Annotated in this window: 17 protein-coding genes; 12 read left to right on the plus strand and 5 right to left on the minus strand. The window is 68.1% G+C overall.

Annotated features, from left to right (window positions below; translation table 11 throughout):
* Positions 1-17: 17 nt before the first annotated feature.
* Complete coding sequence (locus tag D2V04_RS15395) at positions 18-653, minus strand: c-type cytochrome (RefSeq protein ID WP_119514596.1); 636 nt, start codon at positions 651-653, stop codon at positions 18-20.
* 122 nt (positions 654-775) lie between these two features.
* Here D2V04_RS15395 and D2V04_RS15400 point away from each other — a divergent pair, with 122 nt between their 5' ends.
* The 9 genes from D2V04_RS15400 to bla are packed head-to-tail and all read left to right on the plus strand — an operon-like array spanning position 776 to position 9,356.
* Positions 776-1,684, plus strand: a complete 909-nt coding sequence (locus D2V04_RS15400; RefSeq protein ID WP_119514597.1) for a prephenate dehydratase — start codon at positions 776-778, stop codon at positions 1,682-1,684.
* A gap of 54 nt (positions 1,685-1,738) precedes the next feature.
* The gene (locus tag D2V04_RS15405; RefSeq protein WP_228766481.1) at positions 1,739-2,398 is read left to right on the plus strand and encodes a hypothetical protein; all 660 of its coding nucleotides are present in this window, start codon (positions 1,739-1,741) and stop codon (positions 2,396-2,398) included.
* Positions 2,395-3,687: a DUF4350 domain-containing protein gene (locus D2V04_RS15410; RefSeq protein ID WP_119514598.1), complete on the plus strand. Its 1,293-nt coding sequence runs from the start codon at positions 2,395-2,397 to the stop codon at positions 3,685-3,687. Before D2V04_RS15405 ends, D2V04_RS15410 begins: the two co-directional genes overlap by 4 nt.
* A 2-nt stretch (positions 3,688-3,689) precedes the next feature.
* Positions 3,690-4,646: an AAA family ATPase gene (locus tag D2V04_RS15415; RefSeq protein WP_119514907.1), complete on the plus strand. Its 957-nt coding sequence runs from the start codon at positions 3,690-3,692 to the stop codon at positions 4,644-4,646.
* Positions 4,643-5,986, plus strand: coding sequence for a DUF58 domain-containing protein (locus D2V04_RS15420; RefSeq protein WP_228766482.1), 1,344 nt, complete (start codon positions 4,643-4,645; stop codon positions 5,984-5,986). Before D2V04_RS15415 ends, D2V04_RS15420 begins: the two co-directional genes overlap by 4 nt.
* Entirely contained in the window at positions 5,983-7,044 is a 1,062-nt protein-coding gene (locus D2V04_RS15425) for a stage II sporulation protein M (protein ID WP_119514599.1), read from the plus strand. The genes D2V04_RS15420 and D2V04_RS15425 overlap by 4 nt, the downstream gene beginning before the upstream one ends.
* Positions 7,041-7,958 carry an RDD family protein gene (locus D2V04_RS15430; protein ID WP_119514600.1) on the plus strand — a complete coding sequence of 306 codons (918 nt, stop codon included), beginning with the start codon at positions 7,041-7,043 and terminating at the stop codon, positions 7,956-7,958. Before D2V04_RS15425 ends, D2V04_RS15430 begins: the two co-directional genes overlap by 4 nt.
* Positions 7,959-7,998: 40 nt before the next feature.
* Positions 7,999-8,460: a GNAT family N-acetyltransferase gene (locus D2V04_RS15435; protein ID WP_119514601.1), complete on the plus strand. Its 462-nt coding sequence runs from the start codon at positions 7,999-8,001 to the stop codon at positions 8,458-8,460.
* Entirely contained in the window at positions 8,457-9,356 is a 900-nt protein-coding gene (gene bla / locus D2V04_RS15440; RefSeq protein WP_119514909.1) for a class A beta-lactamase, read from the plus strand. The genes D2V04_RS15435 and bla overlap by 4 nt, the downstream gene beginning before the upstream one ends.
* Before the next feature lie 15 nt (positions 9,357-9,371).
* On the opposite strand, the gene D2V04_RS15445 is transcribed toward bla, so the two are convergent.
* On the minus strand, positions 9,372-10,376 hold the full coding sequence (locus D2V04_RS15445; RefSeq protein WP_119514602.1) for an isoaspartyl peptidase/L-asparaginase family protein: 1,005 nt from the start codon (positions 10,374-10,376) through the stop codon (positions 9,372-9,374).
* Between the two features lie 119 nt (positions 10,377-10,495).
* Here D2V04_RS15445 and D2V04_RS15450 point away from each other — a divergent pair, with 119 nt between their 5' ends.
* Positions 10,496-11,722, plus strand: coding sequence for a mechanosensitive ion channel (locus D2V04_RS15450; RefSeq protein WP_119514603.1), 1,227 nt, complete (start codon positions 10,496-10,498; stop codon positions 11,720-11,722).
* 82 nt (positions 11,723-11,804) lie between these two features.
* Here the strand turns inward: D2V04_RS15450 and D2V04_RS15455 are convergent, their stop codons facing one another.
* A complete protein-coding gene (locus D2V04_RS15455) occupies positions 11,805-12,545 on the minus strand; it encodes a hypothetical protein (protein WP_119514604.1) in 741 nt (246 codons plus the stop codon).
* 125 nt (positions 12,546-12,670) lie between these two features.
* Entirely contained in the window at positions 12,671-13,723 is a 1,053-nt protein-coding gene (locus D2V04_RS15460) for a CorA family divalent cation transporter (protein WP_228766483.1), read from the minus strand.
* Between the two features lie 35 nt (positions 13,724-13,758).
* Between D2V04_RS15460 and ispG the strand changes: the two genes are divergently transcribed.
* Positions 13,759-14,916 (plus strand): flavodoxin-dependent (E)-4-hydroxy-3-methylbut-2-enyl-diphosphate synthase, encoded by a 1,158-nt coding sequence (gene ispG / locus D2V04_RS15465; protein WP_119514605.1) that lies wholly within the window; start codon positions 13,759-13,761, stop codon positions 14,914-14,916.
* Positions 14,917-14,923: 7 nt separating this feature from the next.
* On the opposite strand, the gene D2V04_RS15470 is transcribed toward ispG, so the two are convergent.
* Positions 14,924-15,409: a hypothetical protein gene (locus D2V04_RS15470; protein ID WP_119514606.1), complete on the minus strand. Its 486-nt coding sequence runs from the start codon at positions 15,407-15,409 to the stop codon at positions 14,924-14,926.
* Positions 15,410-15,534: 125 nt separating this feature from the next.
* Here D2V04_RS15470 and D2V04_RS15475 point away from each other — a divergent pair, with 125 nt between their 5' ends.
* The gene (locus D2V04_RS15475; protein WP_228766484.1) at positions 15,535-16,203 is read left to right on the plus strand and encodes a murein L,D-transpeptidase catalytic domain-containing protein; all 669 of its coding nucleotides are present in this window, start codon (positions 15,535-15,537) and stop codon (positions 16,201-16,203) included.
* Positions 16,204-16,467 lie beyond the last annotated feature (264 nt).

Genomic DNA, 16,467 nt, shown 5'->3' on the forward strand with positions numbered 1-16,467 from the left:
GGGATAGGGAAATCGCCTCAGGCGCCTTCGCCGACCGGGTTGATCTGATCCGCGCCGGGAACGGCTTCTTCGGCCTCGGGCGTTTCGGTGTCGCCGCCGGCCGCCGCTTCGGCTTCCTCCACCGCCGGAGCGGGCTCGGGAAGTGCCGGGCCGCCGCCGTTCTCGTACAGGAAGCGGATGATGTTCGCGCGGTCTTCGGGGCTCGAGAGGCCGGCGAAGCTCATCTTCGTGCCAGGCGCGAAGGAGCGCGGGCTTTCCAGCCATGCGAACATGTTTTCGTAAGTCCACGTGCCACCGTGGCTGGCCAGGGCATCGCTGAAAGTGAAGCCCGGAATGCCTTCGCCGACCGGCTCGCCCATGACGCCGTAAAGATTGGGGCCCTGGCCGTTCGCACCACCCTGATTGAAGGTGTGGCAGGTGCCGCAACGCGCCGTGGCGGCCGCTTCGCCCACGGCCGGGTCGGCGTTCGCGAGCAGCGTACCGATGTCGAGTGCTTCCTCGCCCCCGCCTTCTTCGATCGCACCTTCGATCGGATAGCCGCCCTCTTCCGGTACGTGCGTGGCGAAATAGCGCGAACTCACACTCGACAAGCCAAGGCCGACGATACCCGCGAAAAGAAGCCATCCGGCGGCGGTGTTGAAACGGTCGTTCATGCGCAAAGAGTTCCGAGGAATACGATTGTGGCTGTTTCGCGCGCCGCTCTAATCGGCACCCCTCGCAAGCGCAAGCCATAGTTCTTGCCCGCCGCGCAGGGCGCGCTTAGGGCCCAGTCCCCATGCAAAGCTTCCCCGCCCCCGCGCTCGCCATGGTCGAGCGAATGCGCGCCGCGGCCGCGCAGGATCCGACGCGCGCGATCGCCTTTCAGGGCGCACCCGGCGCCAACTCGCACCGCGCCGCCGGCGAGGCCGCGCCCGACTATCTGCCGCTGCCGTGCTTCGGATTCGAGGACGCGCTGGAGGCGGTGAAGGACGGGCGCGCCGGCTGCGCCATCATCCCGATCGAAAACAGCCAGCACGGCCGCGTCGCCGACATCCACTTCCTGCTGCCCCACAGCGGCCTGTCGATCGTGGGCGAGCACTTTATGCCGATCACCCACGCGCTGATGGCGATTCCCAATGCCGACGGCAGCTTCGGCCCGTTCGAGGCAGCCTATAGCCACCCGCAAGCGCTCGGCCAGTCGCGGATGTTCCTGCGCGAGCGGGGGATCGTCCCGCTGAGCCATGCCGACACCGCCGGCTCGGCCGCCTTCGTCGCGGAAAAGGGCGACCCCCGACTGGCCGCGATCGCGCCGAAGCTCGCCGCGGAACTCTACGGATTGCAGGTGGTGGAGGACCGGGTCGAGGATGCCGCCGACAACACCACGCGCTTCGTCGTCCTCGCGCGCGAACCGCTCGATCCGGCGAGCCTCGAGGGCGATGCGGCGATGACGACTTTCGTTTTCGAAGTGAAGAACGTGCCCGCCGCGCTCTACAAGGCGCTCGGCTGCTTCGCGACCAACGGCGTCAACATGACCAAGCTCGAAAGCTATCAGCAGGGCGCGAGCTTCGCCGCGACGATGTTCTACGCCGACATCGTGGGGGCGCCGGGTGACCCGCGGGTCGACGGCGCGTTCGAGGAACTGGCGTTCCACTGCAAGGACTTGCGCCTGCTCGGCAGCTACCGCCAAGCACGCCCGCGACCCTGACCGGGCGCCGATCGCGCTTGCACCGCGCCCGGCGACCTGCCACCACTCATCCCCGTGGCACGGGGCGCTGGGGACATCGCAGAGGGCGGAGCGGCGCCGGCAGAGACCGGCTGGGACGCCGTTCGCGCCGATGACACGATCCAGTTCACCCCGATCGATCTGCCCGAGCAGCAGGAGCCCCCTGGCTGGCTGACGGCGATTTTCGAGGCGCTGGGCGACTTTTTCGCGCCGATCGGCCGGGCGCTCGGCATGTCGTGGCCAGTGTTCAAATGGGTGTTGCTCGGCGTGGGCGTGCTGCTGGCCGGTTACCTGCTTTGGCGACTGCTTGCGCCGGTTTTCGTCAGGCCCCGTCGGGTGAAGGCGGAAGAGCCCGAATGGGTACCGGACCGCGCCGAAGCGCTTGCACTGCTCGAGGATGCGGACCGGCTCGCCGCGGAGGGCCGCTACGACGAGGCCACGCACCTGCTGCTCCAGCGCAGCGTCGGCCAGATCGCCGCCGCCCGACCCGACTGGGTCGAACCGTCGAGCACGGCGCGCGAACTCGCCGCGCTGGCAGCCCTGCCCGATGCGGCCCGCACGGCCTTCGCCGCGATTGCCGAGCGGGTCGAACGGAGCCTCTTCGCTTTGCGCAGCCTCGGGGCCGAAGACTGGCAGGCCGCGCGCGCGGCCTACGCCGAATTCGCGCTCCAGCGCCTTCCGGGCCGCGCCGCATGACCGGCCAGGGTGCGCCTGCGTTCAACCCCAGGGTCGTGCTCGGCCTGCTGCTGTTCGGCGCCATCGCGTTCGCCGCCACGCTCTACTTCATCGGTGCGGGAGAGACCTCGCGCGGGCCCAACGACGGCGGCAGCCACGCCGCTGCGAAGGGCCTGACCGGGTACGCGGCGCTCGCCGAGATTCTCGAAGCGGAAGGGCACGAGGTTTCGCTCTCGCGCAGCCCCGGGGCGTTCGACGACGAAGCGCTCCTGATCCTGACCCCTCCGGTCTTCGCCGACGGAGAGGAGATCGTCGAGCTGATCGGCAGTCGCCGTTACGCCGGCCCTACGCTAGTAATCCTGCCCAAGTGGCATGCGATGACGATCCCCGATGCGATTCCGGTCGAGAAGGAGGACGGGTGGGTCGTCCTCGGCGGTGCAAGCAAGCCGTCGTGGATAGAAGCCCTCGAAGGGCAATATGCGACCGAGCTCGCACTCGGCGAACTCGATCGGACGCAAGGGCCGGATTGGCAATCGGGTGCGCACCGGGGCGAATTGCCGGACCCGAAGCACGTTCAGACGATAGCCAACGCGACGATGATCCCGCTGGTGACCGCAAGCAACGGCAACATCCTCGCCGGATACTACGACGACGGCGGATACTATCCGGTGCTCGACGAGGCAGCGGGGCTGCCACCGGCGGACGAGGAGGATCTCGACACCAGCCGCTGGAACTTCATGGTTGTGGCCGAGCCCGATCTGTTCGACAACTACGGCATGGCCGACCGCGAGCGCGCTGCGCTCGCGCACGAGATCGTCGATCTGGCGATGGAGGGGCAGGATCTGCCGATCGTGTTCGATCTGACGCTGAACGGCCTTGGGCGAACGCAGAACCTGCTCACGCTCGCTTTCGCACCGCCCTTCCTGGCCGCGACGCTGTGCCTCGCGCTGGCGATGATGGTGGTTGCCTGGCGCGCCTTCCGCCGCTTCGGTCCGCCGCTCGCGGAGGCGCGCGCGATCGCCTTCGGCAAGCGGCGGCTGGTTGCGAACAGCGCTGCCCTGATTCTGCGCACGCGGCGTCTGCACCTGTTGACCGGGCCCTACGTGGAGACCGTCCGCCAACGCCTCGTCGCTGCCCTCCGGCTGCGTCGGAGCGACGACGAGACGCTCGACCACGCCCTCGACCGGCGCGCGCCAGATGCGCCGGGCTTCGCCGAGAGCGCCGAGGCGCTGCGGCAGGCGACCCGCCCGAACGAGATCCTGCGCGCCGCGAGCGCACTCAAATCCCTTGAAAGGAAGCTGATCCGATGACGATGACGCTCGACGATGTTCGCGCGATGGCGCAGGCGATCCGCGGCGAAGTGGGCAAGGCGATCGTCGGCCAGGACGCGACGGTCGATCACCTGCTGGTCGCGCTGGTGAGCGAGGGGCACGTCCTTCTCGAAGGGCCGCCGGGGACCGCCAAGACGTTCCTCGCCCAGTGCTTCGCCTGTGCGCTGGGGCTCGACTACGGCCGCATCCAGTTCACCCCCGACCTGCTGCCGGGCGACATCCTCGGCTCCAACCTGTTCAACTTCCAGACCAGCCAGTTTACCCTGACGCGCGGGCCGATCTTTTGCGAGCTGCTGCTGGCGGACGAGATCAACCGCACGCCGCCCAAGACGCAAGCCGCGCTGCTCGAAGCGATGCAGGAACGGCGCGTGACGCTCGACGGCGAAACGCATGCGCTGCCCGACCGGTTCATGGTCGTCGCGACGCAGAACCCGATCGAGAATCAGGGCGTCTATCCGCTGCCCGAAGCGCAGCTCGACCGCTTCCTGTTCAAGCTGCTCGTTCCCTATCCGAGCGAAGAAGAGGAAGCCGCGATCGTCGCCCGGTTCGGCGAGCGGCAGGGCCCACCGCGGCCAGCCGAGTTCGGCATTGCCGCTGTCAGCAACGCGGCGCGGCTTGGCGAGGCGAGTGCTGCACTGAAAGGCGTGACCGTGGCGAGGGAGATCGTCGACTATGTCGTGCGGCTGGTGCGCGCCACGCGCGAGAGCACCGACCTGTCGAGTGGCGCCAGCCCGCGAGCGGCAGTGCTACTCGCCAATGCGGCCCGCGCCCGCGCCGCGCTCGAGGGGCGCGACTACGTGATCCCCGACGATGTGAAAGCCCTCGCCACTGCCGTCCTCCGCCACCGCCTGGTCCTGAGCCCCGCCGCCGAGATCGAGGGCCGCGAGGTCGAGGCACTGGTCGCCGATCTCGTCGAAAGCACCGAGGCCCCCCGGTGAGATCAGGGGACCCGATCCTCCCCGTCGTCCCCACTGCCCGCACCGCGTGGCTCGCCGCTCTGGCGGCGCCGCTGGCGCTGGTGATCGCTGCAGCGGCGCCGGGGGCATGGGTGATCGCCCCCGCGGCCGGAGTGGCGCTGCTGGTGCTCGCATTGCTCGACGGCGCGCTCGCCGGACGGATGAGCGATTGGCGGCTCCACGCGCCGGCCGACGCCGAGGTCGGCGAGCCACTGACCGTCGCTCTGCTCGCGGAGATTGCCGGGCACGCCGCGCGCACGCCTGTCGAGGTCGCCCTCGCCGTCGATCCGCGGCTCGAACCGGGCGGCGGTGTGCAATTCGCCGCTCCGTTCGACCCCGCGACCGGCACCTGGCACGGAACGGCCGAGGTCACGCCCTCGCGCCGGGGCACCGCTCCCATCGAACGCGTCTGGCTCCGCTGGACCGGACCGCTTGGTCTCGGCGCGCGGCAGGTCAGCCATGAGCTGGACCGCGCGATCCGCATCTGGCCCGATCTCGCGCCGGTCCGCAGCCCCGAGTTGCAGACATTCCTGCGTGACGCCCAGTTCGGCCTCATCGCCCGCCGCATCCGCGGCGAAGGCACGCAGTTCGAGGCACTGAGCGAATACGAGCCTGGGATGGACCGCCGCCGGATCGACTGGAAAGCGAGCGCGCGCCATACCCGCCTCTACGCGCGTGAGAACGAGAGCGAGCGCAACAACCAAATCGTATTCGCCTTCGACTGCGGCCAGGCCATGTGCGAGCCGGTCGGCGGTCTGCCGCGGATCGACCGCGCGGTCACCTCGGCTCTCACGGCGTCTTATGTCGCCCTCAAGGGCGGCGACCGCGTGGCGCTGTTCGGATTCGCCCAGCGGCCCGAACTGTCGACGCCGTTCATTAGCGATTCGCGCAACTTCCATCGCCTTCAGCACGCCGCGGCCGGGCTCGACTACCATGCAGAGGAGCCGAACTTCACGCTGGCGCTGGCGACCCTTGCCGCCCGGCTGATGCGCCGCTCGCTGATCGTGCTGTTCTCCGACTTTACCGATCCGACCGGCGCCGAGCTGATGATCGAGAGCGTCGGCCGACTGGTCGACAGGCACCTGGTGCTGTTCGTCACCATGGAGGATGAGGACCTCGCTGCGATGTCCGCCGCCGAGCCCGACTCGCTCGATGCGCTGGCGACCGCCGTCACCGCCGACACGCTGCTGCGCCAGCGCGCGCTCGTGCTCCAGCGGCTGCGGCAGATGGGGGTCGACATCATCGAGGCGCCGTGGGACCGGATCGGCTACCGCCTCATCGACCGCTACCTCGAAATCAAGCGCGCCGAGGCGATCGGGTGAAGGCGCCCATCCTCAAGACCCTCTTCGGCAAGGCCGAAGTCGCCCCGCCGCCCGACATCGAGGCGGCCGCGCTGCGTTCCGACCGTTTTCGGCTGGAGCGGGAGCACGACTGGCGGCGGCTCGAGGACATCGTCGTGCGGATGGAGAAAGGACGGCTGCGCGGCCTCTCGGACGAGGACGTCCTGGCGCTGCCCGCACTCTACCGCACTGCCGCTTCCAGCCTCGCCGTCGCACGCGAGACCTCGCTCGACGCGGCCACGCTCGAGTATCTCGATTCGCTCATCCAGCGCGCCTGGTTTCAGGTCTATGGGCCGCGCCAGGGCTTCGTCGCCTGGCTACGCGGATTTCTCGGCGGCGGGCTCAGCCGTTCGATCCGGGAGATCTGGCTCGACATCTGCATCGCGCTGGCGGTGATGGTGGCGGGCACGATCACCGGCTGGCTGCTCGTCGCACAGGACAGGGAATGGTATTACGCCTTCGTCCCGGTCCAGTTTGCCGACACCCGCGTGCCCGGCGCCAGCCGCGAGGTGCTGATCGAAAGCCTCCAGGTCGAGAAGGACACGCAGGGCATGTCCGCCTTCGCCGCCTTCCTGTTCAGCAACAACGCCGGCGTTTCGATCCTCGCCTTCGCGCTCGGCTTCGCGTTCGGCATTCCCTCGCTGATGCTGCTGATGCACAACATGGCGGTACTCGGCGCGATGCTCTGGCTCTATGCAGACGCCGGACTGACACTCGAATTCGCGGCCTGGCTGAGCGTGCACGGGACGACCGAGCTGTTCGCGATCCTGCTCGCCGGGGCGGCCGGCATGCACATCGGCCGCTCTATGGCCTTTCCCGGCAACCGCTCGATCCTCGCCGCCGCCGCGGAGAGCGGACGCCGCGGGGCGCAGGTCATGGTCGGCGTGGTGCTAATGCTCGTCGCCGCTGCTCTGCTGGAGGCCTTTCCGCGCCAATTGCTGGGGACGGAGGGCCGGCTGATTATCGGCGGCGTCATGCTTCTCTTCTGGCTCGCCTATTTCTTCGCCTTCGGGCGCGAGAGAAAGGCGGAACCGGCATGACCGCTCGCGCCGCCCCGCATCTCGCGCACCGCGCTCGACGCCGCCGCGACGTGGTGACGCCCGAAGGGATCGCGCTTCCCTTCACGGTCGCCAGCCGCAGCGCGCGCGCCGGGGCCCTGCTGCTCGATCTGACGCTGATGTTCGTCACCGGCGTCGCCGTCACGTTGACGCTGATCTGGATCGCCGGCGGCTTGTTCGAGGCGGTCGGCGGCCCCGGCGGGACGAGCGGCGCGATGGAGTTCATCGCCGTGTTCTGGACCCTGTTCTGGTTCCTCCTCTGGAACGGCTATTTCATGGTCATGGAGATGGGGCCGCGCGGAGCGACGTTCGGCAAGCGCGCCGCCGGCATCCGGGTCGCCTCACGCGACGGCGGGCGGCTCACGCCAGAGGCGGTCGTGGCGCGCAATCTTCTGCGCGATATCGAGCTGTTCCTGCCGATCGTGTTTCTGTTGAGCGCGCCGAGCGGCGAGGGCGGGGCTGCCGGCATCGCCGCCGCCGCGTGGTTCCTGATCTTCCTGCTGTTCCCCTTCTTCAACCGCGACGCCTTGCGCGCGGGCGACCTGATCGCGGGCACCTGGGTGGTCGAGGCACCGCGCGCCACACTGGCCGAAACGCTTTCGACCGAAGGCGCCGCGCGCGAGGGGGCGAGCGCGCTGACCGGCGCCGAATACCGCTTCGGTGAGGCGGAGCTGGCGATCTACGGCGAATACGAGCTGCAGACGCTCGAGCGCGTGTTGCGCGACGACCGGTCCGAAGCGCTCGAATCGGTTCACGACGCGATCTGCCGCAAGATCGGCTGGAACCCCGGCAACGGCGACGAGCGCGCCTTCCTCGAAGCGTTCTACGCCCAGCTCCGCGCCAAGCTCGAAAGCGACATGCGCTTCGGCAAGCGCAAGGCGGACAAGTTCAGCTAGACGGCTTGCCGGCCGGCGCCGGGCGGCGCACAAGGCGGCGATGGAATACCGGATCGCGCAAGACCCGCTGGAGGACGCCGAGGTGCTCGCGCTGCTCCAGCTCCACCTCGACGAAATGCATCGCTGGTCGCCGGCCTGCAAAGTCCACGCCTTGCCGGCCGAGCGGCTGCGCGAGCCGGACGTGACGTTCTACGTGGTGCGCGACGGCGACGGGCTGGCAGCGGTCGGTGCGCTCAAGGAACTCGCGCCCGACCGCGGCGAGCTCAAGTCGATGCGCGCGGCCCCGCCATACCGCGGGAAGGGCGCGGGCGAGGCGGTTCTGCTCCACTTGCTGGGTGAGGCGCAGGCACGCGGCTACCGCTGGCTCGGGCTGGAAACAGGGCGCCCCGAAGCATTCCGGCCGGCCTTGCGGCTTTACGAAAAGCACGGCTTTGCCGAATGCCCGGCATTCGGCGACTATGTCTCCGACGAATTCAGCCTGTGCATGGAGAAATGGCTGTGACGATCGACCGAAGAACCGCGCTGGCGGGCGGCCTCGCGCTGGCGGCGAGCGCCTGCGTACCGGTCGAGCGTGATCTCGCCGGGCGCTTCGGCGCCCTGCTGCGCATCATCGAGGCGCAGGGCAACGGCACGCTCGGCGTTGCAGTGCTCGACACCGGCACCGGCCGCGTCTGGGGCCATGCCGACTATGCGCGCTTCCCGCACTTGTCCTCGTTCAAGCTCTCGCTGGCCGCGCTGGTGCTGCACCTCGACGAGACCGGCGCGCTCGATGCCGGCGAGCATGTCACCTGGACCGAGGACGACCTGCTCTCCTATGCCCCGTTTGCGAAGGAGCGGCTGGAGGAAGGCGCCACGTTGCGCGAGCTGGCGGAGTTCACCCAGAAGCTGAGCGACAACACGGCCGCAAACGTGCTCCTGCGGCGGCTCGGCGGTCCCGAGCGGCTGACCGCGTTCTGGCGCGCGATCGGCGACGAGACGAGCCGACTCGACCGCTACGAACCCGAGCTCAACCTGGTGCCGCCGGGCGAGATCAAGGACACGACCACCCCCACCGCGATGGCGCGCACCTTGGGCAAGCTCCTTTACGGCGACGCGCTGGGCGAAGCGGCGCGCGCCACGCTGAAGCTGTGGATGGCAGAGACGCGCACCGGCACCAAGCGCGTGCGCGCCGGGCTTCCGCCCGAATGGCCCTCCGGCGACAAGACCGGCACGTCGCTCGCGCCGGGCATGGGCAGCGTCTATGTCGACGTCGGCTATGTCGAGCCGCCGGCCCGCGCGCCGTTGACCTTCGCCGCCTACTTCCGCGCCGCTCGCCAGCACACGGCAGCCGATCCGGCGTCCGAAGCCGTGCTGGCGGAAGTGGGACGCGTCATTGCGAGATACGCTCGCGCGACCTGAATTTGACCGCCGCGGTCACTCCCCGGCGAAAATCGCCACTTCGTTCATACCCTCGCTGGTCGCACGAGCGCGGTACATGCCGGGGGTGTTGAAGCTGAACACGGCCTCGCCGTCCTTCGAGACGACGATCACACCGCCGTCCCCGCCCAGTTCGCCGACGTCGGCGATCACCGCGTCGGCCGCCTGCTGCACCCCTTCGCCCGCCAGCAACATCCGCGCGCAGATCGCGTGCGCGACGCCGGCGCGAATGAAATATTCGCCCGAGCCCGTGGCGGAGACGGCGCAGGCGCGGTCGTCGGCCCAGGTGCCCGCGCCGATCACCGGCGAGTCGCCGATCCGGCCCCAGCGCTTGCCGGTCATCCCGCCGGTCGAGGTTCCGGCGGCGAGATGCCCCGCGGAATCGCGCGCGACCGCGCCCACGGTGCCGAACTTGAACTCGACGTCGAGCGCGGCGAGGTTCTCCGCCTTCATCTTCTCGAGCTGCTTGCGGCGATGCTCGGTCGGGAACCATTCCGGCGGGACGATTTCCAGCGCCTTCTCGGTGGCGAACTGCTCGGCGCCCTTGCCCGAAAGGAACACGTGACGCCCGTCCTCCATAACCGCGCGCGCGAGGCGGATCGGATGGCGCACGGTCGTCACTCCCGCGACCGCGCCCGCGGCACGCGTGCTGCCGTCCATGATCGAGGAGTCGAGCTCGTTCTTGCCGTCCCAGGTGAACACCGCGCCGCGCCCGGCATTGAACTTGGGGTCGTCCTCCAGCAGCACGATCACTGCCTCGACCGCATCCATCGCGCTGCCGCCCTCGCTGAGCACTTTCGCGCCCGCATCGAGCGCAGCCTGCATGGCGGCACGATATTCGGCCTCCTGCTCGGCGCTCATGTTCTCGCGCTTCAGCGTGCCTGCCCCGCCGTGGATGGCGAGCGACCAGCCCCGCGGCGGCGCGGCCGCCTCCTGCGCTGACGGCGAAGCGGCGGGGAACAGGGCGAGAAACGCGAGAAGCGCGGCTGCAGGCTTGATCATGGCGATAGGCTAGCGCCCCGCCCGGCGGGAGCAAGGAGGTTTTCTCCCCCCAGCCGCAGGATTTTGTCTTTTTCTTGCTGCATGTTAGGTTTGCGCCGCCGCCATCGGGGAGAAATCCAATGCGAATAGGTAATTATCGCTTCGACCAGGAACTGGCGATGCAGATCGGCGAAAAAGTGATCTGGGCCTTGCTGATCCTGATCGTCACCTGGGCGCTGGCAGGCGCCGCCAAATGGACTTTCGCGAAACTGGTCGACAACGTCGCCCTGTTCCGACGCAGTACCGGCAGCGGAGCAAGCCTGGGAGAATCGCTCGGCAAGATCGTGTCGCTGCTAATCTGGCTGTTCGGCCTGATGATCATCCTCAGCGTTCTCGGTCTCGGCAACGTGGTCGGACCGCTGGATACACTGCTCGATAACGTCATGGCCTTCGTTCCGCGTCTGGTCGGGGCTGGGCTGATCTTCTTCATCGGACTGATGGTGGCGCGGATCGTCCGCGATCTCATCGTTACCACGCTGCAGACCTTCGATTTCGACAAGTGGGCCAACCGCGGCGGTGTCGACACGGTCACGGGCAACAGCGCGATCAGCAACACGATCGGTACGATCGTCTATGCTCTGGTCGTGGTGTTCGCCTCGATCCTCGCGCTCGATGCCCTGAGCCTCGAGAGCGTATCGGAACCGGCGAGCAACATGCTTCAGCTGATCTTCGATGCAATCCCGCGGATTATCGGAGCCGCCCTGTTGCTGGGGATCGGCTATCTGATCAGCCGGTTCGTGGTGCAGCTCATCAAGGATGTGCTCGGTGGGCTCGGGGTCGATCGGGCCCTGGGCGCGACCGAGCTCCTGCCCGAGGGTGCCACGGCCACCGACGTGATCGCGCGTGTGGCGCAGATCGCGATCGTCCTGTTCTTTGCCATCGCCGCAACGCGGCTGCTTGGTTTCCCGGAACTTACGGCGATCCTCGACCAGGTGCTTGAACTCGGTGGCCGCGTGATCTTCGGCGCGGTGGTGATCCTGGTCGGCTTCCTGATCGCCCGGCTGCTCGTACGCATGACGTCGGGGGCCGGCGAGGAAAGCCTGGCAGGCACGATCATCAAGTGGGCGACGATCTTCGTCTTCACCTTCATGGGCCTCAGCTTCATGCAGGTCGGCGACGAGATCGTGCGCATCTTCTTCAGCGCGCTGGTGATCGGCGGCGCGGTTGCCGCCGCCCTCGCATTCGGGCTCGGCGGCCGCGATTGGGCCGGCCGCAAGCTGAACGAGTGGGATGCAAAGGTGCCGTCCTCGACGACGGGCCCGCGGCAAGGCGGAACGTCCGACGAGCCGCTACCGCCCGGGACCTGACCGGATGTCCTGCCGCCGTTAGGCCGGCGGGATTAGAAAAGGGGGCGAGGCCTCGGGTCTCGCCCCCTTTTTGTGCCGGCACTCACGGAGAGAGGCCGACCTCAGGACCGCGGACCCCGCGCCCGCTTCGGCCCCGCCAGGCAGCATCGAACAGCGCCACCTGGATTAGAAACGCCACGCAGATCATTGCGAATTCGCCGCCGTCCTCGATGAAGGTTTCGACCTCGATCAAAGCCTGGGTGTGCGCCCCCCAGACGACGATCAGGTCGACCACGACTCCGAAGAATGCCGCGGCGGCGATGCAACCCGACAGGATCAGGGATTCAACCGCGGCACGCAGCCGCGCATGGCGCAAGGCGGCGACCAGCGCGATCAGCCAGAATGCGCCGATCACCAGGAACAAGCTCGCCTCGCCGATGTCGTTCGGCGCGACCGGCAGCGACCAGCCGGCGAATGCCCCGGCAAAGGCATGGCCGAAGCGCTCGTGGATCTCGATACTGTTGTCGAGGGTCAACCAGGCGAACAGCAGCGCATTGGCGAGATAGACGCTCGCCCCGTCCCACCGCCACATGACCAGCAGCATCGCCGCAATCGCGAACGTCAGCGAATATTCGAGCCATTCGCCGAAGCCCCCGTCCGAAGCGAGGAAGAACTGGACCGGCAGGTGCGCCTCGGTCAGTTCGCCGTAGTGGGCGGCCACGTCGAGCCCGACGAGTACGCCGGCATAGGGAAGCAGGAACAGCGCAGCCGTGCGCAGGCTGCGCGAGAACGCGATCTCGGTCAGGACCGAGTCGGCCTCGCGAAAGAGGGCCCTAGGCTGCATCGATGGGTCTCCGAAAGTTCCGCAGCGGGGCGGAAACGCCCGTCATAGTGCCCGGGTGCGGCAAGAACGGTTAAGCCGCATGCTTAACCTGGGCCTACCGCGCGAGGATCACGATGGTTACCCCTTCAGAGCCATTTCCACTTCCGGAACAGTGCGAGCTGCATGAGCATGATGGCTGCGCACAGGCCGACCACGATCCAGAACGCCGCACCGTCGTCAGCCCCCGGTATTCCCCCGACGTTGATCCCGAGCAGGCCGGTGAGGAACGTCAGCGGCAGGAAGATCGCGGCCACGATGGTCAGCAGATAGTTGGTGCGTTCCGCGCCGGCGAGCGACCGCGCACGCAACTCGTCCATGAGCACGACCGCGCTTTCCTTGCTGATGTCCACGTCGTCGAGAAAGCGGCGCAGGAGCGCGATCGTTTCGGCAATTTCGCGCCGGTCGTGTCCTTCGAACCACTCCGGCGCCTCGCGAGCGATCGCCTCCAGCGCAACATGCTGCGGCCCCATGTGGCGCTGGAGCGCAAGGCAGTTCCGGCGGATGGCGACAGCCTTGGAGAGCACCTCGTCATTGCTCTCCTCTTCCTCCATGTCGAGATCTTCAAGCCGGTCGATCTCATCGTTCATGTCGACGATCGCCGCGTTCATCCGTTGCACCATGTGACCGGTCAGCGACGTGACGAGCGAGCCCGCGTCGACAGGGCCGGAACCCGCGTCGAATTCCAGCAGCGTGTCCCGCGGCGTCTGCAGCGGTACGCGGCGCAGGGTGACGAGCCGCCTCCCGTCGCTCCACAGCTGCATCGAGACCATGTCCTCCGGCGCCGCGCCGGAGTTGAAGTTGATCCCGCGCAGCACGGCAACCAGCGTTTCGCCCTCGCTGAAGGCCCGCGGGCGGGTCGCGTCGCTGGTGAGCAGCCGGGCGGTCGGCTCCGGAACGCCGAGCTCCGCCTGGAGCCAGTCGCACATGCCCGCCTCCGTTCGGCGCAGGTGAAGCCACAGGACCTCGCCCGGCGCCGCCGGCCGCCAGCCCTGCGCCTCGTCCCAGCCGATCGCCCGCGCGCCGCCCCGGCCGTCCAGCACCCGACCAAACAGCAGGGCGGTTTCGTCCTCGTTCTCGTCGGTCGGATCGGCGACATCGTCCATCGCGCCTTCCTTGCCGCAAACGCCGGGCGCTGTCATTGCTCCTTCATCGGACCACGCCTATATGGCGGGCCATGTCTGAGATACGTCCGTGGCGCACGATCGCGCGTCGCCAGTCCCGCCAGATCATGGTCGGCAACGTGCCGGTCGGCGGCGATGCGCCGATCACGGTGCAGACGATGACCAATACCCCGACCGAGGATGCGGCGGCGACGATCGATCAGATCCGCCGCTGCGAAGAGGCTGGGGCGGACCTGATCCGCGTCTCCTGCCCGACCGAGGAAGCGACCGCCGCGCTGCCGCTGATCGTGCGTGCCTCGAACATTCCGATCGTTGCCGACATCCACTTCCACTACAAGCGCGCGCTCGAAGCGGCCGACGCCGGCGCGGCGTGCCTGCGGATCAACCCCGGCAACATCGGCAGCGACCAGCGCGTCGCCGAAGTGGTCCGGGCGGCCAAGGCGAACGGCTGCGCGATCCGCATCGGGGTCAACGCCGGGAGCCTCGAGAAGGACCTGCTCGAGAAATACGGCGAGCCTTGCCCCGAGGCGCTGGTCGAGAGCGCGCTCGACCATATCAAGCTGCTGCAGGATCACGACTTTCACGAATACAAAGTGGCGGTGAAGGCGAGCGACGTGTTCCTCGCCGTCGCTGCCTACATGGGCCTTGCCGAAGCGGTCGACTGCCCTCTGCACCTCGGCATCACCGAGGCCGGCGGCCTGATCGGCGGGACGGTCAAGTCCAGCATCGGCATCGGCAATCTGCTCTGGGCCGGGATCGGCGACACGATTCGCGTCTCGCTGTCCGCCGAACCAGAGGATGAAGTACGCGTCGGGTTCGAGATCCTCAAAGCTCTCGGCCTCAGGACGCGCGGCGTGCGGGTGGTCTCCTGCCCGTCCTGCGCGCGGCAGGGCTTTGACGTAATCCGCACCGTCCAGGCGCTGGAGGAGCGGCTCTCCCACATCAAGACGCCGCTTTCGCTCTCAGTCCTCGGTTGCGTGGTCAACGGCCCGGGCGAGGCGCGTGAGACCGACATCGGCATCACCGGCGGCGGCAAGGGCAAGCACATGGTCTATCTCTCGGGGGTGACCGACCACCACGTCTCCGACGCGGACATGCTCGACCACATTGTGGATCTGGTCGAGAAGAAAGCCGCCGAGATCGAGGCGGACATGAGCGACGCGGGCCAAGCCGCCCCCAAGGAGCACGAAGTGCCCGAGGCTGCGGAATGATCCGCCGTCAGAAGTAGATGTCGACGTAGTCCGTCAGGTCGTCGCACCATTCGAATTCGCGCAGCCGCCAATACTGACGGCCCTGCGTCACGCCGAACCGCCAGACCTTGTCCGCGGCGCAGCGGCGGCCCGCGTCGGGCGTGTCGGTGATCGCCACTCGGCCGTCGAGCAGGAAGTAGTCGACGCCGATCTCCGTCACCACGCCATCGACCGTCACCCGTCCGGGTCCGTCTTGCGCACTTTGCGAGCCCGACAGGTGCCATACGCCGTTCGCGTCGACCGTCACCTCCACGTCGCCGCGCCGGTCCCAGGTGATCCATTGCAGCGTCATGCCGCTGTTGTTCCGCAACCGATGCGCGGCGTCCTGGCTGAGAATGCGGGTGGCGGCCGGAGCCGGCGTCGCGGTCTCGGGCGGCGAGGCGGTTTCGGGTGGCGGAGCGGCGGCAGTGCAGGCCGCGAGCGCCAGCAGCGCCGGCAGGGCGATGTGTTTCATATCCCGCAAACGTGTGGACGACGAAAGCCGTTCCCCGTTCACGCTCCCGTTACCGCTTGCTATGCTAGGGCCTAACAATGAACAGACGCGGCATCATCAAGGGCGCCCTTGCTTTGGGCGCAACCATGGCTCTTCCGACCCGCCTCCCGGCGCAAGTGCGCGCCGGAAACCCGCGTGACGCGATTCTGGCCGAGATCGCCAAGCGCGAGCAGGAGAAGGCCGGATCGATCCTGTGGCGCACCGACATCGTCGGCATCGCGGACTTCGGGCTGCGCAGTTCGGAGCCGCGCTTCCACTTCGTCAATCTCGAGGCGGGGCGGGTCGATTCGTACCTCGTCACGCACGGCAGCGGCTCCGATCCGGAGCACGACGGCTGGCTCAACTGGTTCTCGAACGTGCCCGAATCGCTCTGCACCAGCCGCGGCGCCTACATGACCTACGGCTGGTACACGGGCCGGTTCGGAACCTCGATCCGGCTGGAGGGGCTGGAGGCGGACAATTCCAACGCGCTCGATCGCGCGATCGTAATGCACCGCGCCGACTATGCCGAGCCGGCGCATCTCGCGCGCTGGGGCCGCCTCGGCCGCTCAAACGGCTGCTTCGCGATGGGCGACGCGGACTTCAAGCTGGCCCTGCTCCAGCTCGGCGGCGGCCGCGTGCTCTTCGCCGACCGTCTCGGCCTGGCAGCGGACGGCACGACCGTCCCGCGTCCCGCACAAGGCGCCGGCCAGATAACGCCGCTGACGCCCCAGCCCCCGCGCGGCGAGGATATCCTCAACCCGGGCGTCTACTGAGACCGCTTCATCCTTCGTCATCCCAGCTGCCCCTGCCCGTCGACGTTATTAGAGACCGGCATTAGAGACCGGCTTCTCACGGCGGTTACAGCAGTTGGGGGGCCATCGACATTCTCGATCGGCCGACGCCTGATATAGGCGCAGCTGCAATCGCGGCGCGTGCTGAGCGGATGGCTCAGAATGCCGCAACAAGCCCTAATGCGCCGAAAGCAAGGCAGTTAACAAAGGACCGACGCGCTCGGGCCGAGCCCTTCAGAGACCCTT

The organism is Pelagerythrobacter aerophilus, assembly GCF_003581645.1.
Classification (GTDB): Bacteria; Pseudomonadota; Alphaproteobacteria; order Sphingomonadales; family Sphingomonadaceae; genus Pelagerythrobacter; species Pelagerythrobacter aerophilus.